At 71.6% G+C, this 24,353-nt stretch carries 22 protein-coding genes and 2 pseudogenes; 10 read left to right on the forward strand and 14 right to left on the reverse strand.

Translation table 11 applies throughout. The annotated features are described in order from the left end of the window. Positions 1-46: 46 nt before the first annotated feature. On the reverse strand, positions 47-1,231 hold the full coding sequence (locus tag GWK25_RS22360) for a PP2C family protein-serine/threonine phosphatase (protein WP_215452370.1): 1,185 nt from the start codon (positions 1,229-1,231) through the stop codon (positions 47-49). A gap of 63 nt (positions 1,232-1,294) precedes the next feature. On the opposite strand from GWK25_RS22360, the gene GWK25_RS22365 reads away from it, so the two are divergent. After that, the gene (locus GWK25_RS22365; RefSeq protein ID WP_215452371.1) at positions 1,295-1,768 is read left to right on the forward strand and encodes a MarR family transcriptional regulator; all 474 of its coding nucleotides are present in this window, start codon (positions 1,295-1,297) and stop codon (positions 1,766-1,768) included. Between the two features lie 184 nt (positions 1,769-1,952). Here the strand turns inward: GWK25_RS22365 and GWK25_RS22370 are convergent, their stop codons facing one another. Further along, positions 1,953-2,357 carry an STAS domain-containing protein gene (locus tag GWK25_RS22370; protein ID WP_215452372.1) on the reverse strand — a complete coding sequence of 135 codons (405 nt, stop codon included), beginning with the start codon at positions 2,355-2,357 and terminating at the stop codon, positions 1,953-1,955. 117 nt (positions 2,358-2,474) lie between these two features. Beyond that, positions 2,475-3,302 carry an RNA polymerase sigma factor SigF gene (locus GWK25_RS22375; protein ID WP_215452373.1) on the reverse strand — a complete coding sequence of 276 codons (828 nt, stop codon included), beginning with the start codon at positions 3,300-3,302 and terminating at the stop codon, positions 2,475-2,477. Positions 3,303-3,685: 383 nt separating this feature from the next. Between GWK25_RS22375 and GWK25_RS22380 the strand changes: the two genes are divergently transcribed. The 3 genes from GWK25_RS22380 to GWK25_RS22390 are packed head-to-tail and all read left to right on the forward strand — an operon-like array spanning position 3,686 to position 5,362. Next, positions 3,686-4,525 (forward strand): SigB/SigF/SigG family RNA polymerase sigma factor, encoded by an 840-nt coding sequence (locus GWK25_RS22380; RefSeq protein ID WP_215452374.1) that lies wholly within the window; start codon positions 3,686-3,688, stop codon positions 4,523-4,525. Positions 4,526-4,546: 21 nt separating this feature from the next. Beyond that, positions 4,547-4,849: a DUF5133 domain-containing protein gene (locus tag GWK25_RS22385; RefSeq protein WP_215452375.1), complete on the forward strand. Its 303-nt coding sequence runs from the start codon at positions 4,547-4,549 to the stop codon at positions 4,847-4,849. A gap of 39 nt (positions 4,850-4,888) precedes the next feature. Continuing rightward, positions 4,889-5,362, forward strand: a complete 474-nt coding sequence (locus GWK25_RS22390) for an ATP-binding protein (protein ID WP_215452377.1) — start codon at positions 4,889-4,891, stop codon at positions 5,360-5,362. 63 nt (positions 5,363-5,425) lie between these two features. Here GWK25_RS22390 and GWK25_RS22395 read toward each other — a convergent pair whose 3' ends face one another. The 3 genes from GWK25_RS22395 to GWK25_RS22405 all read right to left on the reverse strand — a co-directional run bounded on the left by GWK25_RS22395 (position 5,426) and on the right by GWK25_RS22405 (position 9,017). Beyond that, positions 5,426-5,860: an ATP-binding protein gene (locus GWK25_RS22395; RefSeq protein ID WP_215452379.1), complete on the reverse strand. Its 435-nt coding sequence runs from the start codon at positions 5,858-5,860 to the stop codon at positions 5,426-5,428. Between the two features lie 164 nt (positions 5,861-6,024). Next, complete coding sequence (locus tag GWK25_RS22400; protein ID WP_215452380.1) at positions 6,025-7,752, reverse strand: SpoIIE family protein phosphatase; 1,728 nt, start codon at positions 7,750-7,752, stop codon at positions 6,025-6,027. 176 nt (positions 7,753-7,928) lie between these two features. After that, entirely contained in the window at positions 7,929-9,017 is a 1,089-nt protein-coding gene (locus tag GWK25_RS22405; RefSeq protein ID WP_215452381.1) for a glutamate--cysteine ligase, read from the reverse strand. Between the two features lie 184 nt (positions 9,018-9,201). Here GWK25_RS22405 and GWK25_RS22410 point away from each other — a divergent pair. The 3 genes and pseudogenes from GWK25_RS22410 to GWK25_RS22420 all read left to right on the forward strand — a co-directional run bounded on the left by GWK25_RS22410 (position 9,202) and on the right by GWK25_RS22420 (position 11,878). Next, positions 9,202-9,435 (forward strand): annotated as a pseudogene (locus GWK25_RS22410) (hypothetical protein). 287 nt (positions 9,436-9,722) lie between these two features. Beyond that, entirely contained in the window at positions 9,723-11,147 is a 1,425-nt protein-coding gene (gene rox, locus GWK25_RS22415; RefSeq protein WP_215457508.1) for a rifampin monooxygenase, read from the forward strand. 110 nt (positions 11,148-11,257) lie between these two features. Next, positions 11,258-11,878 carry a GNAT family N-acetyltransferase gene (locus GWK25_RS22420; protein WP_215452382.1) on the forward strand — a complete coding sequence of 207 codons (621 nt, stop codon included), beginning with the start codon at positions 11,258-11,260 and terminating at the stop codon, positions 11,876-11,878. A gap of 41 nt (positions 11,879-11,919) precedes the next feature. Here the strand turns inward: GWK25_RS22420 and GWK25_RS22425 are convergent. From GWK25_RS22425 to GWK25_RS22440, 4 genes and pseudogenes are all read right to left on the reverse strand, one after another. Beyond that, positions 11,920-12,267: pseudogene (locus tag GWK25_RS22425) on the reverse strand (response regulator transcription factor); the annotation flags it as partial. Positions 12,268-12,437: 170 nt separating this feature from the next. Beyond that, a complete protein-coding gene (locus tag GWK25_RS22430) occupies positions 12,438-13,364 on the reverse strand; it encodes a squalene/phytoene synthase family protein (protein ID WP_215452383.1) in 927 nt (308 codons plus the stop codon). A 167-nt stretch (positions 13,365-13,531) separates the two neighbouring features. Next, positions 13,532-14,566 (reverse strand): glycoside hydrolase family 5 protein, encoded by a 1,035-nt coding sequence (locus tag GWK25_RS22435; protein WP_215452385.1) that lies wholly within the window; start codon positions 14,564-14,566, stop codon positions 13,532-13,534. Between the two features lie 136 nt (positions 14,567-14,702). Further along, entirely contained in the window at positions 14,703-15,953 is a 1,251-nt protein-coding gene (locus tag GWK25_RS22440; protein ID WP_215452386.1) for a DUF2993 domain-containing protein, read from the reverse strand. Positions 15,954-16,143: 190 nt separating this feature from the next. On the opposite strand from GWK25_RS22440, the gene GWK25_RS22445 reads away from it, so the two are divergent. Together GWK25_RS22445 and GWK25_RS22450 are read left to right on the forward strand one after the other, a co-directional pair. After that, positions 16,144-17,475 carry a cytochrome P450 gene (locus GWK25_RS22445; protein WP_215452389.1) on the forward strand — a complete coding sequence of 444 codons (1,332 nt, stop codon included), beginning with the start codon at positions 16,144-16,146 and terminating at the stop codon, positions 17,473-17,475. A 426-nt stretch (positions 17,476-17,901) separates the two neighbouring features. Continuing rightward, a complete protein-coding gene (locus tag GWK25_RS22450) occupies positions 17,902-19,500 on the forward strand; it encodes a long-chain fatty acid--CoA ligase (RefSeq protein ID WP_308404285.1) in 1,599 nt (532 codons plus the stop codon). Positions 19,501-19,669: 169 nt separating this feature from the next. Here the strand turns inward: GWK25_RS22450 and GWK25_RS22455 are convergent, their stop codons facing one another. Beyond that, a complete protein-coding gene (locus tag GWK25_RS22455; RefSeq protein ID WP_215452391.1) occupies positions 19,670-20,695 on the reverse strand; it encodes a glycoside hydrolase family 5 protein in 1,026 nt (341 codons plus the stop codon). A gap of 139 nt (positions 20,696-20,834) precedes the next feature. Then, entirely contained in the window at positions 20,835-21,737 is a 903-nt protein-coding gene (locus GWK25_RS22460) for a UTP--glucose-1-phosphate uridylyltransferase (protein WP_215452393.1), read from the reverse strand. A 207-nt stretch (positions 21,738-21,944) separates the two neighbouring features. Here GWK25_RS22460 and GWK25_RS22465 point away from each other — a divergent pair, with 207 nt between their 5' ends. After that, complete coding sequence (locus tag GWK25_RS22465) at positions 21,945-22,484, forward strand: GNAT family N-acetyltransferase (protein ID WP_215452395.1); 540 nt, start codon at positions 21,945-21,947, stop codon at positions 22,482-22,484. A 45-nt stretch (positions 22,485-22,529) separates the two neighbouring features. Here the strand turns inward: GWK25_RS22465 and GWK25_RS22470 are convergent, their stop codons facing one another. Both GWK25_RS22470 and GWK25_RS22475 read right to left on the reverse strand, forming a co-directional pair. Continuing rightward, positions 22,530-23,024, reverse strand: coding sequence for a group III truncated hemoglobin (locus tag GWK25_RS22470; protein ID WP_308404286.1), 495 nt, complete (start codon positions 23,022-23,024; stop codon positions 22,530-22,532). After that, positions 23,021-24,226 carry a globin domain-containing protein gene (locus GWK25_RS22475; RefSeq protein ID WP_215452398.1) on the reverse strand — a complete coding sequence of 402 codons (1,206 nt, stop codon included), beginning with the start codon at positions 24,224-24,226 and terminating at the stop codon, positions 23,021-23,023. Before GWK25_RS22475 ends, GWK25_RS22470 begins: the two co-directional genes overlap by 4 nt. Positions 24,227-24,353: the final 127 nt, after the last annotated feature.

The raw sequence follows: 24,353 nt of genomic DNA on the forward strand, positions 1-24,353 counted from the left end.
CGTGCTGTAGTGCCTCCCCGCTCCGGGGAACGACTGCCGGGCTGGTTCATCGGTCGGGCCGGCCGGCACCCCCTCGGCCGAACCAGTCGAGACAGACCACGAGCGCGTCGTCGTCCGCCACGGGTGTGCCGCGGTGACCGGAGAGCTCCCTGAGCACCGCGCCGGGGACGTCGGCGGCGGGCAGCAGCCGGGTGGCGTTGATCGCCCGGGCCAGCGCCCGGTCCCCGTACTCCTCCCCGCCGGGTGTGGCGACGGAGTAGACCCCGTCGCTGACGAAGACCAGCCGGTCGCCCGGTTCGAGCCGCAACCGCTGTGCGGTGTACTCGGTCTCCTCGAACATGCCCAGCGGCAGCTGTGCCTCCAGTTCGACCGCGCTGACGCTCCTGTCGCGCAGCAGCAGCATCCGGGGCGAGCCCGCGTCGACGATCTCCAGGTGTCCGGTGGCGAGGTCCAGGTCCAGCAGGAGCACCGACAGGTGCTGGGCCCCGCCGTACTGGGCGTGCACGGCCTGGTCGGCGAGGGCGGCCTGCTCGGCGACGGGGACGCCGGCCCGGCGGGCGTTGCGCAGCGCGTTGATCCCCAGCTGGGTCAGCAGGGACGCCTCGATGCCCTCGCCCATGCCGTTGGTGACGTACAGCATCAGGTGGTCGGCGTCGGCGGACCAGTCGAAGTTGTCGCCGAAGATGGCGTAGGCGGGTTCCAGCTGGCCGCCGAGCGCGTACTCCGACCGGGTGGAGGAGCGGCCCGGCAGCAGCTCCCACTGCATCTCGGCGGCCAGCGTCAGCCTGGTGGAGCGGCGCGCCCGGAGGTACACGTCGGTGTCCCGCTCCGCGACGACCAGCTCATGGCCCAAGACCTGGGCCAGCTCCGTCAGTTCGGCGAGGCTGTCCTCGGTGTGCGCGGCGGACGGCAGCGTCAGCCGCAGCACGCCCAGGCGGTCACCGCGCACCGTGACCGGCAGATGCACCCGCACCCGGTCGTCGCCGCGCTGGTCCACGTACGGCTCCTGCGCCCCGAACGCCCGGGCGGCCGGGCCGTCGTGCATGGGCAGCGGACCCGCCGGGTCCGGGCGGGCGGACGCGGGCCGGAGCGCGGTGAGCGAGTAGTCGGCCAGGTAGAGCTCGACGTCCCGCGCCGACCAGTCCTCGCCCAGTACGTCGCGGAGAGCGTCCACCAGGTGGTGCGGAGCAGCGGAGCGAAGCGCTCGTCCGGCTGCCACGATTCTGTTCACGATGTCGGGTACGCCATTCTTTCCACAGCTGACAGTGTTCGAAATGCCTGGAAGAGTGGGTGCGTGACTTCCTCCTCCCATCCGCGGCCGGACGAGGTGGCGCGTGTGACCTCCGAGGCGGCAGAGCTGCTGGAGGTCGTGTGGGGACGCGCCTCGACGGCACCCGTGTCCGCCTCCCAGCTCCGTGTGCTGTTCATCCTGGAGCACAACGACGGGATCAATCTGCGGATGCTCGCCGACGCCCTCGGCTCGACGCCGCCCTCCACCAGCCGGCTCTGCGACCGGCTGGAGGCGGTGGGTTTCGTCGAGCGCCACACCAGTGCGGCCAGTAGGCGCGAGCTGTGTCTGCGGCTGAGCCGGCGCGGGCGGTCGTACCTCGTGGACCTGCGCGCCCGGCGCGAACGCGCCCTGCGGTCCGTGCTGGAGCAGATGCCGGCCGCGAAGCGGACCGCTCTGGTGGAGGGGTTGGAGGCGTTCTGCGACGCCGCGGCGGCACAGATCCACGAGGGCGACGCCACCGACGCGCGGAGCGCCTGATCGCCGCCGACCCGGTCCCGGTTCGACAGCCTCATTCCAACCCTTCCCACTCTCGGCCCCCGGCTCACTCTGTTGCCTTCCGGCCATAGTTGTCAAACGACAACCATTGGCCATGGGTGTGTGCCGCCGCGCCGACGGAGATGCCAAGCGGCGCTGCCCGTCGGCGCGTTGACGGGCAGCGGGCTCATTCCTGGGCCGGCGGCTCGTCCGGATGCGGGGCGACCTGCCCGGAGTCCACGGCGGCCAGCGCCTCGTCCACGCTGTCCACCGTGGACACGGTGAGGCTGACACCGGTGAGATCGAGTATGCGTCGCACCGCCGGAGCCGGGGCGATCACGTACACCCCGCCCGGGATCCGGCGCACCTCTTGATAGGTGCGCAGAATGATGTTCATGCCGGACGAGTCCATGAAAGGGACGGCCGACACGTCCAGCAGGAAGTGCTTTCGGCCGTGCCGCAGTTGGTTCGCCAGATGGTGCTGCAGCTCGGTCGCCGTGTCGATGTCCAGTTCCCCCGCGATCGTGAGCAGCACGGCGTCGTCCCGGGGCAGGTCGACCTTGATCGACAGGGGGTTGTGGGCAACGGACACGAGAACCTCCAAGGAGTGGACCGATCGGGGCGGTTGCCCCGATTCACGGATTCGACGCATCGCCCGGCGATGCGCCCGTGCGCATACCCGCGAATCGTGCGGGCACACGGGCCCCGATCAGGCGACTCCGGGTTCCAGCAGTCCCGCGCGCAGCCGCTTGATGATGCGGCTGATCAGCCGGGACACATGCATCTGCGACACCCCGAGCTGCTCGGCGATCTGTGACTGGGTCTGCTCCTCCACGAACCGCAGATGCAGGATCCGCCTCTCACGGTCGTCGAGTTCCGCGATCAGCGGCGCCAGCGAGTGGAAGTCCTCGACGAGCTGCAGGGAATGGTCCTCCTCGCCGATGAGGTCCCCCAGCACGGTGTCACTGTCCTCGCCGCCGTCGGAGGTGAGCGCCGCGTCGAGCGAGGAGGTGTTGTAGCCGTTGGACGCCTTGCGCGCCTCGATGACCTCCTCCTCGGACAGCGACATCAGCTCCGACAGCTCACGCGTCGTCGGCATCCGGCCCAGCCGGGACTGCAACTCGTCCGTCGCGCGGGCCAGCTCCACCCGCGCCTCCTGCAAGCGCCGCGGCACATGCACCGCCCAGCTGGTGTCCCGGAAGAACCGCTTGATCTCGCCGACGATGTACGGCACGGCGAAGGTGGTGAACTCCACCTCCCGGGACAGCTCGAACCGGTCGATGGCCTTGATCAACCCGATGGTCCCGACCTGGACGATGTCCTCCAGGGAGTCCTCGCGCCCGCGGAAGCGCGAGGCCGCGTACCGCACGAGCGAGAGATTCATCTCGATGAGCGTGTTGCGCACGTACTGGTAGGTGTGCGTGCCTTCGTCCAACATGGCCAAGCGGTCGAAGAACTGCCGGGACATCTCCCGCGCGTCCTTGGGCCTTACCTGGGACGGGTCCTCGATCAGGGGCAGGTCCACCCCGTCCGTCATGACCCTCCCCCGTGCCGTGGCCGTAGTACGTGCCGTCACGGCTGCCATGCTGTCCACCCCTCTCGCCCGAAGCCTTGTTGCCATCCCACGCTTGCCCCGCGAAGCGCGTCTCAGTCCTCCTCATTCGGTAAAGGGACCGTGTCGCTCCCCACTCTGGCCAGAAGTCGCCGCCGACCCGAGTGACCTGCCTCAGCGGGTCTGGCGATCCGTCACCAAGAATGCGCGGACCGCTGTTTGCCTCCCGGGTCGCGGGGCAATCGGAGTTCCACGCCTCCGTACGGGAGGCACGCCGACGGAAGCGGTGTTCCGCGCACGGGCCTCGGCCGCCCGCCACCGTTCCCCGCCGCGAAGTCCCTGAAAGCGTCGTTCAGGAGCGATTTCCCATGCTGGTCAATGTGTCCGCAAACGGCTCAGGCACATCCGTTCGTCCCGGTACCTCCGACAGGAGGACGCACGACGACGCCCCCGACACCGCGGGCGACTTCGCCCGGCTCGCGGCGATGGACGAGGGGCCCGAACGCGACCGGGTCCGCGACGAACTCGTCCGGGCCTGGCTGCCCATGGCCCACCGCATCGCCGGCCGTTTCCGCAACCGCGGCGAGTCCCTGGAGGACCTGCGCCAGGTCGCCGCGATGGGCCTGGTCAAGGCCGTCGACCGCTACGAACCCGACCGGGGGGCGTTCGAGAGCTACGCCGTGCCCACCATCACCGGAGAGATCAAGAGGCACTTCCGCGACCGGATGTGGACGCTGCGCGTCCCCCGGCGGGTGCAGGACCTCCGCAACAAGGTGCGCGTGGCGCGGCGCGAACTCAGCCAGACCTCCGGCGGTGCCGCCGAGCCCTCCGTCGCCGACATCGCCGCCCTCGCCGGGCTCACCGAGGAAGAGGTCCACGCGGGGATGGAGGCGCTCGACAGTTTCAGCGCGCTCTCCCTGGACGCCGAGATGGCCTCCGGCGACGACGGCTACAGCCTCGCCGACACCCTCGGCGCCCCCGACACGGCCTACGACACCGTCGTGGACCGCGAGTCGGTCAAGGAAGGGCTGCGCCGGCTGCCCGAACGCGAGCGGGCCATCCTCTACATGCGCTTCTTCGAGGACATGACCCAGAACCGCATCGCCGACCGTCTCGGCATCTCCCAGATGCACGTCTCCCGCCTCATCAGCCGCAGTTGCGCGCGCGTCCGCGAAGAGGCCCTCGGCCGCACCACGCCCACCGTCTGACAACCCCCAGGAGCGACACAGATGCTGATGCCCCACCCCGCGACCCTGCGCCGGCTCGTCGAGGAGTACGAGTCGGTCGTCGCCCACCAGGGCGATCGAGGCGATCCGCAGAGCGTCCGCCGCGCGCAGGACCTGGCATACACGTTGTGCGTGTCCACGGGCACCCGCGACGTCCGCCGGGCCCTGGACGCGGCACGCGCGCAGCTCGCCGCCGCGCAGGCGACCGCGACCGCGGAGCTGTGCGGGACCGGGACGACACTCCCGGGAGATCTCGGCAGCCATGGTCCGGGCGGGAGCGGGTATGCGGCGCTTCATGAACAGTGAAGGACCCAGCTGTCCCGAGTCGTCGACCCCTTACCTGCCATGACATCGATGGAACGCCGCCCGCTCGTGCACCACGACCCCGCTCCCGCGGAAGCGGCAGGACCCGACGGCCGGCCGCCGCGGCCGCCGATCGCGATCACCACCGCCGCGGCCGCCCGCCGTCACGTACGGGCGTTCGTGGGGGAGCGGTGGCGTTCCCCGGCGGGACCACCGACCGAGCAGTCGATGATCGATCTCATTCTCGTCGTCTCCGAGCTGGTCACCAACGCGGTCCGGCACGGCGGCGGGATCGCCGGGTTCGACGTCGCCCTCACGCCTGAGGGCGTGCGGCTCAGCGTCCGCGATCACAGCGCCGCCGTGCCCGTGGGTCCCCACGGGCCCGGCGCGCTGCCCCGCGCCCACGAGGGCAACGGCTACGGCTGGCCGCTGATCAACCGCCTCTCCAGCAGGGTCGACGTCGAGCGCCGCGCGGCCGGCGGCAAGACCATCAGCGTGCTGGTGCCGCTGACCTGAGGGTCGCGCGACCTTCACCGGCCCGCCGCCGGGGCCGAGACCCCGGGGCTTGCACCAGCGCCTTCACCACGGCAGGAAGACGTGGACGTCCTTGCCGTGGTCGTGCACCACCACGCTCACTTCCTCGCACAGCGTCTGGATCAGATACCAGCCGATTCCGCCGCCGCCCTGGCTGGGGCTGAAGGGGCGCGGCGCGGGCGATGTCGTGCTCGTGTCCCCCAGCGTCACATGCACCCCGTCGAGGGTGCGCCGCATCGTCAGCTCGAACCGCCCGGGGGCGTACTGCACCGCGTTGGCGGCCAGTTCCGTGACCACCAGCAGGATGTCGTCCCAGTGCTCGACAGCGGCCGGCGGCGACGTGCGCGAGAGGACGCCGAGAAACCCCTCCGCGGCCGTACGCGCCCCCGTCACGTCGCCGAGTTCTCCGTCGAAGGCGGCGTGGCTGTCGTAAATCTCCTCGGCAGGCAGTTTGTCGTCCCTACGTGGCTCTGTTGACATCTCGTCGTCCCCGGTTCGGCTGCTTGAGGCGGACGCGATGGCGCGTTCCCCTCCGACGCTCGTGTTTCCCGTGCGGAGAGCTGCTACGCGTGCGAAAGCGTAGGGATGTGTGGGGCCTTGGGGAAGACCGTGGCCCTCCGGAGCCCCGGGCCCGCTTCGGCGCTCTACCGGTCACCCGCCTCACCGTCCTCGGCCGGTGTCCGGAAGACCAGCAGGGCGACGTCGTCGTCGTTGTCGACGGGACGCGCGCGCTCCAGCAGCAGGTCGCAGAAGACGTGCAGGGGCCGGTGGACGAGAGCCGCCGCGTGCTGACGCAGCCGGGCCAGGCCCCGGTCGAGCGTGTGCCCGGGGGACTCGATCAGACCGTCCGTGTACAGCACCAGCGTGGACTGCGGCGGCAGCGGGGTGAGGGTGTCGGTGCGTGCCCGGGGCAGCCCCGTACCCAGCAGGTGGTCGTGCTCCTCGTCCAGGAACCGGGACCTGCCGTCATGGGTGATCAGCAGCGGCGGCGGGTGCCCCGCGTTGGTCCACCGCAGGGCCCACGCGTCGTCGTCCCGCTCGACCCGGCCGAAGATCAGCGTCGCCATGGACGCCTCGGTCACGTTCACCACGGCCTGGTCCAGCCGCTCCACGATCGCGCTCGGCGGCTCCTCCAGCGCCCACGCGTAGGCCCGGAGCATGTTGCGGACCTGGGCCATCCCGGCCGCCGCGTCGATGTTGTGTCCGACGACGTCCCCGATCGCCACCGCCATGGACCCGTCGGCCAGCGAGAACGCGTCGTACCAGTCGCCGCCGACCTGCGAGGACTTCGACGCCGACTCGTAGCGGGCGGCCATCCGCAGCCCCGGCACCTCCGGCATCTGGGGCAGCAGATGGCGCTGCATGGTCTCCGCTATGTGCCGCTGCCGCTGGTACAGGCGCGCGTTCTCCAGCGCCAGCCCGGCCCGGCGCGCGATGTCGTCCAACAGGGACAGCTCGGCGTCGGTGAAGGCCCCCGGCCGCTCGCTCAGACCGAGGGTGAGAGCGCCGAGCACGGCGCGCGGCCCCCGGATGGGCGCGATGGCCGCGGAGCGCAGCCCCGCCTCCTTGAACAGCCTCTGCTGGGCGACCGTGATCCCCGAGTCCGCCGGCCCCTGGTAGGTCTCCGGCCCGGCCAGGGTCGACGCCGCCCCGCGCAGTGCCCGGGACAGCGGCATGAGCGACTCCTCGTGCACCGGCGGGAGCGGGCCCTCCAACTCCTCGCGCCGCACCACCACGCCGTCGCGGTGGGTCGCCACCGTGGTCCGCCAGACGTCGTCGCTCTCAGTGATCAGGTCCACGACGGCCCAGTCCGCCAGCCTCGGCACCACCAGCCGCACCAGGCGGGCGACCGCCTCCTCGGCGTCCAGGGTCGAGCTCAGCCGGGTCGTCGTCTCGGCGAGCAGCGCCAGCCGGTCCAGCTGTGACAGCGTCGGCGGCTCGCCGTCCGTGACGACGTCGCTCTCCGGGGCGCACTCGTGGAAGAGCACCACCGCGCCGGTCGCCGACCCGTCGAGGCGGCACTGGGTGACCAGCCACGTGACCGGCAGCAGCGTGCCGTCGCCGCGCAGGAACCATTCGCGGTCCCCGCCGGCAGTGCGGCCACTGAGGAACGCGCGCATCATCGCGCACGTCGCCCGCGGCACGGTGTGCCCGAGCTGGTCCCGGTGCAGCAGCTCGTGGGCGTCCCGTCCGACGAGTCCGTCGGCCGGGCGGCGGAGCAACTCCTCGGCCCGGGGATTCGCCGCGACGACGAGGCCGTTGCCGTCCACCGCGTACATACCGGCGTCCATGAGGTCGGGCAGCCCGGCCGCTGAGCGCACCGCCGGACCCGGCGGCCGCCACTCGGTGTGATCCGGGCTCCACGCGCTCATGTTCGGGCTCCTCCGGCTCCGGTCGCGAACCGGATGATCGTAGACGTCGGCGGACGCTGCCGCCGTATGTGCTGCACGCATTACCCCGTCCTCGACGACCTACGCGCACGAGGTGCTCGACCGCAGGTGGGAGCGGTGCGTTCCGGACGCCGCCGGAACGGACGGGGCCGCCGGGGTCAGGCCTGGGTGTGCCGTACGCAGGCCGCGACGACCTCGCGCAGGCTGCCCGTCCGGGCCATCACCTCACGCTGTACCCGGGCTCCGTTGCCGCGCCCCGTCAGCGCGGCGACGGCGTCCCGGACCAGGTCGGCGTCCCCGTGGTCGGCGAGGGCGTCCGCCACGTGGTCGAGCAGCGAGCGGATCACCTCCACGGCGGGCCGGGGCCGCATCGTGACGGGATCCAGGAGGTTCTCGGAGATCCCGGAGCGGGCGGCCCGCCAGGTGGCCAGCCGCAGCAGCCCCGCACTGTGTCCGAGCGGCTCCACACCGGCCCGCCACTCACGGGCGGCGGTCTCCACGAGCCCCCGGGCGAGGGCGGCGACGAGGACCGCGGTGTCGGGGTGCAGACAGACGTCCGCGACCCGGATCTCGACGGTCGGGTACCGCTGGGACAGCCGGGCGTCGAAGTAGATCATGCCCTCGTCGCGTACGACCCCGGTGGCGATCAGGTCCGTGACGCACTGGTGGTACCGCTCCGCCGAGCCGAAGAGGTCCGTCGGCCCGGCCATGGGCCACATGTCCCAGACCTGGCTGCGATAGCTCGCGTACCGACTATCGTGACCCTGCCAAAAGGGGGAGTTCGCGCTCAGGGCCGTCAGCACGGACAGCCACGGGCGCATCCGGTCCAGGACCGCCACGCCCTCGTCGTCGGACTCGACGGACACATGCACATGGCAGCCGCAGACCAGCTGCACCTGCGTGTGCAGGCCGAACTCGCGGGCCATCCAGCGGTACCGGCTGTTCACGGTGATCGTCGGACTCACCGGCAGCGGCGACGTCGCCAGCGCCACGACCGCGCTGCCGAGCCCCTCGGCATGACGGGCCGCGTCCTTGCGGCAGCGGACGATCTCCGCCCCCAGATCGGCCATCGACGACTGCGGATGGGTCGCGAACTCCACCTGTTCGTCGTGCAGCTCCTTCTCGAACACGTCCTGCCCCGTGCCCTCCAGCGCGACCCGCGCGAGCACCGCCGCGGCTCGCGCCTGCGGCTCGCCGGTATCCGGATCGACCAGCAGGAGTTCCTCTTCGACACCGACGGTACGCACGTCATCCGGCCCTTCTGCCCTAGGTGGTGTGAGCCGTGTGCCCTCGGACGCCGCCGGGACACCTCACCGGACGGCTCGCGGGCCGGGGCCGTGTACGCGGCGGACGCCCGGGTACCCGGGCGGCGCTTCGGGAGCCGCGCCGGACGGGCGCGGGCCCCCTGTCCACGAAACGGAGGAGGAGAACGTGACCAGCACCGCCGAGACCGGCCGCGTGACCGGTACCGCCGACCAGGACTACAACCTGATCTAGTACGTGGAGGCCTGTCTGAGCAACGCGCTGCGCCTCGAGTCGTACATCCAGGACGCGGAGCGGGAGAAGGACACCGAGGTCGTGGAGCTGTTCCGCAAGGCGCAGGCCGACAGCCGAAAGGGCGCCGACCTCGGCAAGGAACTCCTGCGGCGCCGTCTGAGCGACTGACGGTGCTTCCGGGCCGCGTGCGGTCCGGGAGAACATCGCACGCTCCGTTCCCGGCACAGCGCCATTGTGGGCACGCCCCGGGCCGTCACGCGAACCGGAGGGCGACGCAGGAGAACCACGGCGATGCCGGAGAACCGGAGGAGAACGACAAAGGCAAGGAGGTCCAGTCCTCCTTGCCACTCTCAACGTATAGCGCACCGGGGGGCTTGCGGCAAGACCCTCCCCGTGCCGCAGAATCGCCGACCGAAGCGAGAAGCGACGGCACAACTGCGCACATGGGGGTTGAGATGATCGACGTCATCGTCGTCGGGGGCGGACCGACCGGGCTGATGCTGGCGAGCGAGTTACGGCTGGCCGGTGTGGAGACGGTCGTGCTGGAGCGGCTGACCGCACCGACCGGCGAGTCCCGGGGGCAGGGCCTGCACGCGCGCAGTGTCGAGGTGATGGACCAGCGCGGCCTGCTGGAGAGGTTCCTCGCGGTCAGTGAGAAGTTCCGGGTCGGCGGACTCTTCGGCGGCATCATGAAGCCCTGGCCGGAGAGCCTGGACACGGCACACGCGTACGGCGTCGCCACCCCGCAGCCGGTCACCGAGCGCATCCTCCAGGAACGCGCGCTGGAACTCGGCACCGACCTCCGGCGCGGCGGCGAACTGGTGGGGCTCGACCAGGACGAGAACGGGGTGACCGCGGAACTGGCCGACGGCACCCGGCTGCGCGCCCGCTACCTCGTCGGCTGCGACGGGGGCCGCAGCACCGTCCGCAGGCTGCTCGGCGTCGGCTTCCCCGGCGAGCCCGCCACGGTCGAGACACTGCTGGGCGAGATGGGGGCGACCGAGGACCCGGCGACGATCACCGCGATCGTCGGGAAGGTGCGCAGGACCGAACTGCGCTTCGGCCTCGCTCCTCTGGCGAACGGCACCTACCGCGTGCTGGTACCCGCCGACGGGGTGTCCGAGGACCGTACGACCCCGCCCACCCTGGAGGAGTTCAGACGGCGGCTGCGGGACTTCGCGGGCACCGACTTCGGTGTCCACTCACCGCGCTGGCTCTCCCGGTTCGGCGACGCCACCCGGCAGGCCGAGCGCTACCGGGTCGGCCGCGTGCTGCTGGCCGGCGACGCGGCGCACATCCATCCCCCCACCGGGGGCCAGGGACTCAACCTCGGTGTGCAGGACGCCTTCAACCTGGGCTGGAAGCTGGCCGCCGAGGTCAACGGCTGGGCGCCGGAGGGGCTGTTGGACACCTACCATGCCGAGCGGCACCCGGTCGCCGCCCGCGTGCTGGTCAACACCCGCGCGCAGATCACCCTGCTGGGGTCCGAGCCGGGGCCGACCGCGCTGCGGGAGCTGCTGTCGAAGCTGATGGACTTCGAGGAGGTCAACCGGTACGTGACCGGCATGATCACCGGGGTCGACGTGCGCTACGACCTCGGCGACGGCCACGACCTGCTCGGCCGCCGGATGCGGGACCTGCGGCTGAAGCGGGGGCGGCTGTACGAGCTGATGCACGACGGCCGCGGCCTGCTGCTCGACCCGAGCGGCGCGCTCTCGGCGGAGGGCTGGGCGGACCGGGTCGACCACGTGGTCGACTCCGCCGAGGACCTGGACGCGCCCGCGGTCCTCCTGCGACCCGACGGCCATGTGGCGTGGGCCGGCGAGGACCAGAGGGACCTGCTCGACGCGCTCGCCCGGTGGTTCGGGGCCGCGCGCTGAGGAGAGGGGCGGCTGAGCCGAGCCCGGCGCACGGGGAAGCGTGCGTGGCCTCGAGAGACGCTGTCGCTCGGGCGGTTGTGGGGGCGGGCGACACCGCGCAGGATGCTGCGATGACCCCGACTCCCGCAGTCCGCCCGTACCGGCCCGAGGATCGCGACGCCGTCCACGACATCTGCGTCCGCACCGCCCACAACGGCGGCGACAGCCGTCCCGTCCACGCGGACCCCGACGTCTTCCCGGCGACCTTCGCCACCCCGTACACCCACCTGGAACCGGAGCTGGCCTTCGTCCTCGACGACGGCGGCGGTCGAGCGGTCGGCTACATCCTCGGCACCGCGGACACCCCCGCCTTCGTCGCGGACTTACGTGCGAAGTGGCTTCCCCTGGTGGCGGAGCGCTTCCCGCTGCCCGCAGACCGGGCGGACACCCCCGACGCGGCGATCGTCCGGCTCCTGCACGACCCCGAGCGCATGATCCTTCCCGAACTCCTCCCGTACCCCGCCCATCTGCACATCGACATCCTCCCCGCCTGGCAGGGCCGGGGCCACGGCCGGGCACTCATGCGCACCTTCCTGCGAGCGCTGCGCGACCGGGGCGTCCCGGCCGTCCACCTCACCATGGTCACCGCCAACACACCGGCACGCGCCTTCTACGACCGCCTGGGCTTCCACGAGATCGAGGTACCGGACCCCGGGCCGGTGACCCATCTCGGCCGCACGACACGCGACTGACGGACCGTCCGAGCCGACGCCGACCGCACAGGGCGACACGGCTACGGCTTCGCCCGCACCAGACCCGCGTCGTAGGCCATGATCACGGCCTGGACGCGGTCCCGGGCACCGATCTTGGCGAGGACGCGGCCGACGTGCTTCTTCACGGTGGACTCGGTGAGCACGCGACGTTCGGCGATCTCCGTGTTGGTCCATCCCCGGCCGATGGCGACGAGCACCTCGTGCTCGCGTTCGCTCAGGCTCCGCAGCCGGGGGTCGGGGGGCAGGGGCGTGCCGGTCGGGGCGAGGACCTGGTGGGCGTAGGCGTCCAGGAGCCGGCGGGTGAGACTGGGGGCGACGACGGCGTCCCCGGTGGCGACCGCGTGGATGCCGGCGGGCATAACCGGCGGGCATAAGGGGCACCCGGACCGCTCGGCGGCGGCGGTCAGCCGGACGTGCTGGTCGCGTTCCCGGTGGTCACGGCGACCGCCAAGCCCAGCGTCCGCGGAGAACCGTGCAGGGCCAGGCTGTACAGGGCGGCCGCGGGAGCGGTGCGTCTCAGGTGTGCCTCGGGCGTGCCTCAGGTGTCCGATGCGCCGCCGCGCCTTTCGCGGGCCTTTCGGCGGGCGCCCAGCAGCACCCGCAGGGTGCCCGCCACCGGTGGGGACGCGGAACCGCGTGACAGCCGGGCACCACGGGCGGACGCCGCGTCGGCGGTCAGCAGCTCGATCCTGACGACCGCGTCCAGGAGCACTCCGCCGGGCCCTTCCCCGAGCGCCGGCAGTCCGGCGGCGGTGCGCAGGCAGACGCGGGCCGCCTCGACCTGGTCCCGCACCAACTCCCGTACGCCCGCCGACTGCCGGCCCGCGGCGAGGTCCTCGACCGTGACCGAGAAGCGGGCCAGCGTCTCGGCCGGGATGCCGAGACGGCCTTCCGGCAGGTCCTCGGCCAGGTCGTTGACGAAGTCCAGCCGCTGGCTGCCCTCCATGAGCGTCCGGCACGCCGCCCGGAACCGCCCGTCATCGGCCTCCGGGCCCAGCAACGACCCGACCAGCATGAAGGCGGGCAGCGAGTAGGCGTCCACGTAGGCCTGGTAGTCCGCCTCCGTGGCGAAGCCGGTGAACTCCAAGTCGGTGGTGGCGGTGGACAGATACTCCTCTACCGTCCCCCGCAGCCGCGGATGCTCCGCCGTGGTGTGCAGCAGGGCGCGGATCAGCGGATCGTCGCTCGTCCCGGTGTCCAGTGCCTTGCGCACCTCCTGCTCCCACGACGCCCACGCCGCGACCCGCTGCGGCTTCGGGCCGGTGTCCAGCAGATTGTCGCCGTGGTGCATCACGGCCGTCGCCGCCACCGCGTGGGGCAGCAGCCGCCGTGGCAGCAGCAGTCGAGCCGCGAGATACGAAGTGCTCCGGCCACGCGCCACCAAGTCCCGTTGTCCGCCGTAGTCCTTGCGCAACCCGGGATCCCGGATGCCAGCCGCGTCCAGACTCCGCTTCCACTCACTCATGCGTTGATCGTAGGCAACACCGTGACGCCGTCGCTGGAGACGACGCGGGAGATGTGTCGGCCGTAGCGCACGGCGACCGGGACTTGTCCGCGCTCCGCCGCGGCGGGACGAGGGAGCCGGCGCGACATCGATGTCGCGCCGGCTCCCCCCGGGGACGCCGTGCGCCGTTACTTCTGCTTCCAGGCCCAGTGCAGCCGGTCCAGGCCGCTCTGGTTGTTGACCTTCAGGCTGAGGCGGGTGCCGGTGCCCTGGAGGGTGGTGAGGGAGTAGGTGTCGCCGTTGCGCAGACCGGGCCAGTAGACCGAACCGAGGCCCAGCTCCCGGATGATGTCGGTCGCGGCCTGGATGTAGGCGACCTCGTTGGAGCCGTTGACCGGGCCGTTGTAGTTCAGGCCGGTGGTCATGGACGCGCCGAACTCGTCGAGGATGGTGCGCGAGGCACAGGTGCCGATGCGCTCCTTGAAGTCCGCCTTCCACTGGTCGACGCTGGTCCAGTCGGTGTGCCAGAAGCCGTAGTTGTGCAGGGCGATCCGGGTGCCGTTCAGCCGGCTGTCCGCGCAGATCGGCTTGACGTCCTCGCTGTACTTGAAGCCGCCGATGAGGACCCGGTCGCGGGGGACGGCACGGTGGGTGGCCAGCCAGCGCGCGGCGACGTCGCGCCACTCCTCGGAGGTGTAGCCGAACGGCTCGTTCATCGGCTCGAAGTACACCTTGGGGTTGTGCCCGTACGCGGTGGTGATCCGCGCCCACATACGGTCCCAGGCGGCCTGGTCGTCGATCTTGCCGTCCTTGGCGTTGTCGGCCTCCCAGTAGCCCAGGATGACCTTGAAGCCCTTGGCAGTGGCGGCGTCGATCGCGGCCCGGTACGACTTCCAGAAGGGACCGTTCACGGAGGTGGGGTTGACCGGCAGACGGACCGTGTTGGCACCGAGCTTGGCGAAGCCGCCGATGATCGCCCGGGACTTGGCGTACGTGGTGCCGTAGTTCTCGCTGGTGGACAGGCCCGAGGGGACGACCGCGTCGTCGGCGTAGTTGTCGCGCGGGTCGGCCCAGTTGACGCCGCGGAAGTCACTGACCGGCGGCGGTGAGGCGTGGCGGGAGGAGGCGGCGGACGCGGGGGAGGCGAGAACTCCGCCGAATGCCGTGATGCCGGCCAGCGATGCCGCGAGGCAGGCTGTCCCGCGATGGTTCTTTCGTGGCACCAGATCCCTTTCTGGACAGTTGCGTCCGCGAAACCCGGCTGTGCGGGTCGGCGGCTCAGTGGCTCCCGCAACGTAGAAGAGATCTCGAACAGAGGTCAACACATCTGCACACCAAATTTCATCAAGAACCACTGAATCACTGGCCACCGAAGGCCAGTTGCGACCCGGTGAGCCGGACCCGGATACCGTCCTCCTCCACGCGCACGTCGCGCAGCCGCACGTTCCCGCGCTCCGGCTCCGGCAGTTCGAAGGAGAGGGAGAGCCGGTCGGCGAGCGCGGGGCGGGTCAGCCGGGACAGGGCGTCGAGGAGGTCGGGATCGAGGCCGAGACGGCGCAGTACGGCGGGGTTGTCCAGGGCCAGGTCGATGAGGTTGAGGTCCTGGGCCCGGCGGGCGAAACGCGGCGACCCGGTCAGCTCGGTGAGCTTGCCCTCGTCGGCGAGGGCGGCGCGGGCCGTGGCGTCCGACATCCCCAGCCGCCGTACGATCGCCGGCACCGACAGCAGCGCCTTCGCCCTGCGGGTCTCCCGCGCGAGGTCGGCGGAGGCCTTCGGGGTCAGGTGCAGCCCCTCCGAGGGCCGCGTGCCGGGGCGGAACGTGGCCAGGTCCCCGATGTCCAGGCGCATGCCGCCGATCTCCGTGGCGATGCCCCGCTCGCCCTGCCGCTGGATCGTGGCCTCGGCCCGCAGCCGCAGATCACGCCCGGCGACCGGCAGGGTGCCCCGCGCCCGGACCCGGTCGCGGCCCTCGCCGGTGAACGTCACCTGGGACGCGCCGAGTTCGCGGTTGAGATCGGCGAAGGACAGCAGCACGTCGCCGTCGAGCCGCGGGACGTGGGCGCCGCGCACGGAGGTGAAGCCCTCGGCGTCCAGTCGCACGTCATGGGCCGTCGCCGACACCCTCGCCAACGACACCCGGTCGGCGGCGACGTCCGGCACGGTCAGCCGTACCGACTCCAGCCGCTTGTCGACGAGTTGGGTGAGAAAGGGGAAGCCGCCGATCTCCACCTCGGGGGCCGCGGCCAGCTCCAGCCGGTCCTCCAGGGCGTCCGCGGCCCGGTGCTCCGCGTACAGCACCGCCCACCGGTCCGCGAGGCCGGCGAACGCGGCGAGGACCACCAGTCCCACGACCCCCTTCACCGCGAGCGGCAGCCCGGCGAACCGACCCCGGCGCCGCCGTCCGCCCCGCCGGTGCACGGGCGGGGACCACGGCGGCTCCTGCTCCTCCTCGTCACCGCGCCCGGTGGTGTCCTCGTCGAAGAACTCCTCCAGGGAGGTCACTTCGAGGGGGCCGTCGTCGAGGGCGCCGAGCTCCTCGTAGGGGTCGCGCGGCGTGTCGGAGCGGTCGTCGGAGAACTGATGCGGATCTGTGCGGTGGGGGGAGCGCATCGTCTCATCCGAACATGTCCACCACCCCCGCCCGCAAGCTGAACCCCGGGTATGCGATGTAGTTCACGATCGCGACGCCGGGTCGTGGAGGCGGTTCCCCGGTGGCACGAACGGGTGCTGACCGACTGTCACCGAAGGTGCTCGTTCCCGTACAGTCCGTGCTGCGAGCAGTCGAGCAGGGGGAAGACACATGGACACCGAAGCCGGTTCCGGCTCTCTTGCGCACATGCCCGGAGCGGCACCGCCCGTTCCCGAGGCCGAACCGGCGCTGGTGGCCCGGTGGCGGACGGACGGCGGTGAGCTGATCGACCTGCTGACGCTGGTGCGGCAACGGCTCGGCGGGGTCGCGGCGTTCCGCCTCGGGCCGACGCCCACCGTCCTCGTCACCGACCCGCAGGCGGTCCGGCACGTCCTCGTCCTGCGGCCGGAGCGCTACGTCAAACGCTCGCACCGCGCCCGTCTGCTGATCGGCGACGGCCTCCTGGCCGCCGACGGCGCGGCGTGGAAACGACAACGCCGCCTGTTGCAGTCCCAGTTCACCGGCCCCGGGATGCGCCGCTACGAACAACGCATCACCGCCGCCGCCCGTACCACCGCGACACGCTGGGACGCCTGCGCCCGTACGGGGCAGACCTTCGACCTCGGCCAGGAGATGCGCCGGTTCGCCCTCGACACCATCTGGCGGTCCCTCACCGGCCACCCCCTCGACGACGAGACCCAGCGCGAACTGGCGGCCGTGGAAGCCGTGGGGGCCGCGCTGCCGGCCCTGCCCGCCGACGCCGACAAGGCCCGGGAGGCGGTCGCCGCCGACCTCGCACGCATCGACGCGGTCGCCCGGCACGCCATCGACGCCGCCCGCGACGGCGAGGCGGGCCCCCACGGTCCGGGACTGCTGCAGGTGCTGACCGATGCCTCCGCCGAGCACCCCGAATACACCGACCAGCTGATCCGCGACGAGTTCGTCACCCTGCTGGCAGCCGGACACGAAACCACCGCCACCACGCTGACCTGGCTCTACCTGCTCCTCGACCGGCACCCCGAAGCCCGCGAACGGGCACTCGCCGCCGGCGACGAGGACTCGCCGGAGCGCCGACAGGCCGTCCAGGCCCTGATCCACGAGACCCTCCGCCTCTACCCGTCGGCCTGGATCCTCGCCCGCCACGCCGCCGAGGACGACGTCCTCGGCGGTCACACCGTCGAAGCGGGCTCCGACCTCCTGGTCTGCCCCTACCTCACCCATCGCGATCCCGTCCTGTGGCCGGACTCCGAGCGCTTCGACCCGCGGCGCTTCACCTCCCCGGGCGGCCGCCCCACCCACCCGGGCGCGTACTTCCCCTTCGGCATCGGGCCCCGCGCCTGCCTCGGTCTCCAGTTCGCGCTGCGGGAGTCGACCGTCCTCCTCGAACACCTGCTGCCGGCCCACCTCCCGGTCTTCCACTCCGACCCCCCGAAGGCCGTCCACGGCATCACCGTCCGCCCCGACGGCCCCACTCCCGTCAGCCTGAAACCGCCGCGGGACTGAGGAGGCGCCCACCGGCCCGGTCGGTCCGGCCGGTGTGAGGCATCGCAGCAGGGCGTGGGCGCACGCCGGATCGGTGAGCCGGGTGCCGACGCGCAGGAGCGACAACACTCCGAGCCCGTTGCCGTTCCGTCGCTTCCCGTAGCCCCTCCCGGTACCTCGGACGCTGTTGGTAAATCCGGGGGCCTGCGTGACGACGGCCTGCACGACCCCGTTGGGGTTGTGCAGGCCGTCGTCCACCCGCACCTCACCCTTCGCAGCACTCCGCCCCGCTGAATGAGATCCAGCGGGGCGGATTTACCAACAGCGTCCGGTACCTCGGCAGGGGCCTGATGTGCGAATTCGCCACGGACTCGCCCTCGGCCTCGGCCCGGGGAACCGATCCACGGCGTAGCCTGCGGCGGGCCGACGCCTGACGAGGAGCCGCTCGTGACCACCCCTGAAGCGACGAGACCCCACCCGCGCAACTCGGGCCTGCGGGTGGACCTCAACCCGGCCGCCGCCGTCGCGCGCAACGCCCGCCACCATGGCACGTCCGTCGTCATCCGCTACCCGGGCGGCGACCTCACCTGTGCCGAACTCGACGACAGGTCCGCCCGCCTGGCCACCGTTCTGGCCCACGGCGGCGTCGGTGACGGAGACCGGGTCGCCCATCTCGGCCTCAACAGCAGTTCCTTCCTGGTCACCCTGCTGGCCGCCCACCGGCTGGGCGCCGTCTTCGTCCCCGTCAACTTCCGCTTGGCGGTAGCCGAGTTGGAAGCCGTCCTCGTCCGCAGCGGTGCCACCGCCCTCGTCTGCGAGGAGGGGCACCGGGAGAGCGTCGACGAGATCCGCGACCGGACCGCCCTCGCCCGGTTCCTCCTGGTGGACGACGACCCCGAGGTGCCGACCGGGGGCGCGGCCGGCTGGGAGTCCTGGGCGGGTCTCCTCGCCGATGCCCCGCCGACGACCTCCGTGGCCCCGAAATCCGCCGACGACCCGGCGATCCTGATGTTCACCTCCGGCACCACCGGTACGCCCAAGGGCGTCCTGCTCACCCACGGAAACGTCTGGTGGAACGGTGTGAACGTCGACCTCCGACTCGACACCCGCCGCGGCGACGTCACCTACGCAGCCGCCCCGCTCTTCCACATCGGCACCCTGAACAGCTTCGTGATCCGGACCCTGGTGCGCGGGGGCACAGTGGTCGTCAGTCGCGGGTTCGACCCGCGGACGTGTTTCGACGACCTGGTCACCCACCGGGTCAACTCCATGTTCGGCGTCCCCCAGATGTTCGCCGCCCTCGCGAGAGAACCCGGTCTGTTCGACCGGGACCTCGGCCATCTGCGGTCGATCGTGGTCGCGGGCGCCCCGGTACCGCCCTCCCTCATCGAGCTCTACGCCCGGCACGGCGTGCTGCTCCAGCAGGCCTGGGGCCTGACCGAGACCGCCCCGTTCGCCACGCACCTGCCGGTGGAGCGCACCCGCGAGAAGGTCGGCTCGGCGGGCATCCCCATGCCGTTCACCGAGGTCCGGGTCGTCGACGTGGCCACCCACGCCCCCCTGGGGGCGGGCGAACCGGGGGAGATCGTCGTACGCGGCCCCAACGTCACCCCCGGCTACTGGAACGACCCCGAGGCCACCCGCGCCGCCTTCGACGAGGAGGGCTGGTTCCACTCGGGCGACGTCGGCCACCTGGACGAGGACGGCTGCCTGTACATCGTCGACCGGCTCAAGGACATGATCATCAGCGGCGGCGAGAACATCTACCCCGCCGAGGTCGAGCGGGTCCTGGCGGCCATGCCGGGGGTCCTGGACGTCGCCGTGGTCGGCGTCCCCGACGAGGAGTGGGGTGAGAGCGTGCGGGCCGTCGTGAGCGTGGACGGCACGGCGGAGATCACCCTGGAGGCCGTCCACGCCTACGCGGCGGACCGGCTGGCCCGGTACAAGCTGCCCGAGCGCCTCACTGTCGTGCCGGCCGTCCCGCGGAACGCCTCCGGGAAGCTGGACAGGGCCGGCGTCCGGCGCCTGGTCGAAGGCGCGGAGTAGAAAAACGCTCCCGGTCCCCGCGGCCGCGGCGCGGCCGGGAGCCGGGAGCCGGGCGCCGGGAGCCGGGCGCCGGGAGCCGGGCGCCGGGAGCCGGGCGCCGGGAGCCGGCACGTGCGCACGAGGGCACACGTGCCGGTAGGACGGCTCCCGCCGTCCTCCTGGCCACCGGTCAGAAGTCGTCCGGTGTCCTGACGCGCTCACGGACCCACACGCCCGCGGGCTTGAGAGATGACGTGCCGGTCCACGGACCGTTTCCCGCGCAGGTGCCCTGCTTGAAGACGGCGCCGCTGCGCTGGTCGTCGGAGTAGTTCCAGTTGACCCAGCTGATCTTCTTGGCCGCGAGGAGATCGAGGTAGCGCTGCGACATGGCGAAGTCGTTCGCGCCCTCGCCCGCGTAGTTCTGGGTGCCGAACTCGGTGACGAAGACGGGGATGCGGTCGGCCGCGCGGGAGAGGGTCCGCAGGTACTCGTCCCGGTGCGAGTACGCGTAGAAGTGGAAGGTGTACATGATGTTGGCGGCGTTCACCGGGTTGCCGACCACCTCGGACTCGTCCGCGCCCTCCGACACACCGAGCGAGGACCAGGCGCGCGTGCCGACCAGGATCGGGGTGTCCGGGTCCTTGGCCCTGATGACGGGGATGAGCTGTTCGGCGTAGCTCTTGATGCGGGACCAGCTCACGCCGCTGGGCTCATTGGCTATCTCGTACAGCAGGTTGTTCTTGTCGCGGTGGCGCTGTGCGATCTCGGAGAAGAAGGTCTTGGCGCGGGCGAGGTTGAAATGGGGGTCGCCCGGGTCGAGCATGTGCCAGTCGACGATGACGTACATGCCACGGGCCGTGGCCTGCTCGACGGCGGAGTGGACCAGGTCGGTGAAGCGGCGCGGATCGGTCTCGTAGCCGTCCTCCTGGATGTACATGGAGACGCGCAGGACGTCCGCCTTCCAGTCGGTGGCGAGGGCGTTGAGCGAGCCGCCGGTGACGCACTGGCTGTACCACTGCAGCCCGTGGGTGCTCATCCCGCGGAGCTGGATCGTTTTTCCTTGCTGGTTGCAGAGCTTGGTGCCGCAGACCTTGAGCTGCCCGTTGGCGGCCACGGGGGTCGGGGCCTTGGGGGCGGACTGCGCGGTCGCGGGGGTGAGGACGAGGCCGAGGAGCAGCAGCGCGGCGACGAGCAGAACGGATCGTGCCGGTCTCATGGGGGACTCCTGCCAACTGGTAGGAAACTTTCCTAACAGAAAGGGATTAGCAGTTGGTCCGGACCTTTGCAAGGGATGATGCGGAACCGCCCCGGAGCGACTTCCGGGGCGGGGTGGTGTTCGTCAGGGTGGTGTGCGGCTAGTCGGAGGAGGCGTCGAGGCCGTTCACCAGGCCGCGCAGGACGGGCCCGTACTCCGGGTGGGCCAGGGCGAAGGCCATCTGGGCGACCAGGTAGTCGGCCGGGTTGCCGGTGTCGTACCAGCGGCCCTTGATGACCTGCCCGTAGACCGCGCGCGTCGCGGCGTAGGCGTTGATGGCGTCGGTCAGGTAGACCTCGCCCGTCCGGTGCTCGTACCAGCGGCGGGTCTGCTCGCGCAGTTCGTCGATGATGCCGGGGGTGACGACGTAGCCGCCGATGGCCGCGAACGCCGAGGGCGCGGCGGCGGGTTCGGGCTTCTCCACCAGGCCGGTGATGCGTAGCTGGCCGTCGCCGAGGTCCTCCTTGACGATGGGCACGCCGTAGCGCTGGGACTCGGTGGGGTCCATCGGCAGGAGGGCCAGCACCGGGCAGCCGGTCTGCTCGTAGGCGCGGATGAGCTGCTGGGCACGGGGGACCTCGGCCACGAAGACGTCGTCGGGCCAGAGCACGAGCACCGGTTCGTCGCCGAAGGCGCGGGCGGCGTTCAACACCGGCGTGCCGTTGCCGTACGGGCCGTACTGGTCGAGATAGGTGATGTGGCCCTGGCGGGCCAGCTCCGCGACCTCTTCGACCGCGTCGGCGTACGCCGTCTTGCCGTCCTCGCGGAGCTGCTCGACGAGAGCGGGGTTGGGCCGGAAGTGGTCCTGGATGAGGCTCTTGCCGCCGGAGACCACGATGGTGATGTCGGTGATGCCGGAGTCCACCAGCTCACGCACGGTGTGCTCGATGACCGGCTTGTCGCCGACCGGCAGCATCTCCTTCGGGATCGCCTTGGTGAGGGGCAGCAGACGGGAACCGAGGCCGGCGGCGGGGATGACAGCCCTGCGAATCGTCGGGGACATCATGTCTCTCCTGGTCGAGCGGCACTCCGCACCGGTCGGTACGACGGTGCCTGGGCACCACGCGGTCGCGCGGCCTCGCAGGAAGCCTACCCAGGCTCTTCCCGGGGCCCGCGCCTCGTCCCCGATCGGCGGCGCATCTTCGGCGTACCGCTGCGGTGATCGCTAAATCGATTGCCGCCTGCTCTTCCCGCCCGGTAGGAAGCTCGCATGCTGAGAGGTGCCAAGGTCGGGCTCAGGGCCCGGCACGAGGACGACATTCCGATACTGCGGACCGAGCTCTACAACGACGTGGTCTACGGCTCACGGACCGATACCGCGCCGTGGCGGCCGCTCGCCCCCGACAAGGACGCGCGGCTCATGGCGGACGACGAGGAGCAGGCGCGGGTCCAGTTCTCCGTGGTCGAGGCGGAGGGCGGGACCCTGGTCGGTTCCACGGCGCTCTGGGGCATCGACACCCACAATCGGACCGCGCACATCGGAATGGGGTTGCTGCCCGCCTCCCGGGGCAAGGGCTACGGCACGGACGCGGTCGCGGTGCTGTGCCACTACGCGTTCGTCGTGCGCGGTCTGCACCGGCTGCAGATCGAGACGTTGTCGGACAACGTCGCGATGCTGCGCGCCGCCGAGCGCAACGGCTTCCTCCGTGAGGGAGTGCTGCGTTCCTCCGCCTGGGTGATGGGCGAGTTCCTGGACGAGGTCGTGCTGGGGCTCCTCGCCCAGGACTGGAAGCCGGACACGACGGCCTGAACGCCGCCGGGGGCGTGCGACGGCGGGGCGGAGATGCCCCGTGCCTCACCCCTCGCTGCCCGGCCGGAGGCGACCCGGGCCCGTCCGTCGGTGGCCGGCCGACGGCTCGATGGTGACGAGGACGGGACCGGGGTCCGGGCGGGCAGCCCGCCCCTCGCCCGTCGTGTTGTGCAGCAGGGCGCGGGCCACCGCGTGCGCCTTGGCGACGGCGCGCTCGGACACCGGTCCCGCGTGCCGCCGCCGCACCACCGCCGACCACAGCTCCAGCCAGCGGTCGAAGTGCTCGGCGCGCAGCGGGCTCTCGGCGTGCAGGGCGCGGTGCGCCCGCAGGGCGTTGCGGCGGTAGACGCCCGGGGACAGCAGGGCGCTCTCCCAGAAGTCGGCCATCACGGGCAGATGGGCGGCCATGTCGACGCGCGCCACCTCCGTGAAGAACCGGCCGATCAGGGGATCGCCGAGGACGTCGTCGTAGAACGCGCCGACCAGTCGCTCCACGTCCTGGCGGTCGCGGATGTCGGGAAGGTGCCGCGTCCCGTTCACTTGCCGAGCCAGAGGTCGGGGCCGAACACCTCGTAGTGCACGGCGGCGGGACGCAGCCCCTTGGCCAGCAACTCGCCCCGCACCGCGCGCATGAAGGGAAGCGGCCCGCAGAGGTAGGCGGTGGTGTCCGGGGCCGGGGTGAGGTGGTCGAGTGCCGCGCGTCCGGTGAAGACGTTGGCGTTCGGGGAGAGGTGGGCGTCCTGCTCGTACCACAGGTGCAGGTCGGCTCCGGTCAGACGGCTGACGAGGTCCGCCTGCTCGTCCCGGTGCACATGGTCGAGCGGCGAGCGGTCGGCGTGCACGACGGTGACGGGGCGCGTGGAGGAGGTGAGGGCGAGGTGGTCCAGCATCGACAGCATCGGGGTGATGCCGATGCCGGCGGAGGCGAGGAGGAGCGGGGTGTCGCCCTCCGGCAGTACGAGATCACCGGCCGGCAGCGAGACGTCCAGGACGTCCCCCACCTCGGCGTGGGCGTGCAGCCAGGACGAGACCTCGCCGTCGGGCACGGAGCCGTCGGCGGCCCTCTCCCGCTTGACCGTGATGCGCCAGGTCTTGTGGTCGGGGGCCGTGGACAGGCTGTACTGGCGGATCTGGCGGGCTCCGTCGGGCAGGCCCACGCGGACGCTGACGTACTGGCCGGGCCGGAACGCGGGCGTCGCACGCCCGTCGGGCCGGCGCAGGACCAGGGACACGGCGTCGGCGGACTCCTGGCGGCGCTCGGCGATCTCCAGGGGCCGCCACACCTCGCCCTCCGCCACCCCCGCCTCGGTGTACAGACGGGCCTCGATGGCGATCAGGGCATTGGCCATCAGCCAGTAGACCTCCTCCCAGGCCGCACCGATCTCGGGGGTGACGGCGTCGCCGAGGACCTCGGCGACCGCCCCGAGCAGGTGACGTCCCACCAAGGGGTACTGGTCCGCGGTGACACCGAGGGAGACGTGCTTGTGGGCGATGCGCGCGAGCACGGCGTCCGGGCGCTCGTCGGGCCGTTCGACCAGGAGCGTCGCGAAGGCGGCCACCGCACCGGCCAGGGCCTCGCGCTGGGCGCCGGAAGCCTGGTTGGCGCGGTTGAACAGATGCCGCAGCAGCTCCGGACGTTCCTCGAACAGCCGCCGGTAGAACACTTCCGTGATCGTGGTCAGCGAGGCTCCCACCACGGGAAGCGTCGCACGGACGACGGGGGCCGACTGCGCGGAAAGCATCAGACACACTCCTGTATCGAGAGTCGATTCGGTGTCACGGGAACCGAGTCGTCTGGGCATGCAATTGAATTGGTATGTGAGACTCGAATTTTTGGCCGCAGTGGTCGCTCGTGGTCACGATCGCGAC

Source organism: Streptomyces sp. ATCC 21386, from assembly GCF_018728545.1.
Classification (GTDB): Bacteria; Actinomycetota; Actinomycetes; order Streptomycetales; family Streptomycetaceae; genus Streptomyces.